This is a genomic window from Roseovarius sp. D22-M7, from assembly GCF_037083785.1.
GTDB lineage: Bacteria > Pseudomonadota > Alphaproteobacteria > Rhodobacterales > Rhodobacteraceae > Roseovarius.
Window position 1 is genome coordinate 1 of sequence record NZ_JBAPKY010000231.1, and the last position, 536, is coordinate 536.

General features: G+C 57.5%; 1 pseudogene. It reads right to left on the reverse strand.

Annotated features, from left to right (window positions below):
• Positions 1–84: 84 nt before the first annotated feature.
• Positions 85–536: pseudogene (locus V8324_RS22295) on the reverse strand (DDE-type integrase/transposase/recombinase); the annotation flags it as partial.

Genomic DNA, 536 nt, shown 5'->3' on the forward strand with positions numbered 1-536 from the left:
ACCTGATGGTCGACACGTCAACGCAATGACACGCAGTCAATCGTAGCATGGGTCAGGCCATCAGGCTGCAATACCATACTCACAGTCGAGGCAGTCCCAAACGGTGCCGACCGAGGTGTCGATGTCGGCATCGACCAGCCGCTCGGCATGGCGGATCGACAGGTACTGGGCGGTCTCAACCGGTCGTCGCAACACCCTTTTGAAGGAGGTTGCGATGGCAAGAGGCAAGCGAAGATCCGAGTGATGGATCAATCTTCCTTTCTGAACAGTCCGTCGATCCTGCAGGGCCTGCTCCAAGGCATCGAGCACAAAATCAGTCTTGGCAGACCGCGAGACTCGCCATCCAACGACGCGCTCGGCGAATGTGTCGATGAGGAAGGCCACATAGATAAAGCCCTGCCACCGTGGACACATAGGTAAAGTCGTTCGCCATTGTCGCTTGGACCATGTATGGATGGCTCCCGCGGGGCAAGAGCGTCTCGGTCGAAGCTGGCATGATTTCGGTTGCGGCCATGTATACGGCGTCTGGATTGCAG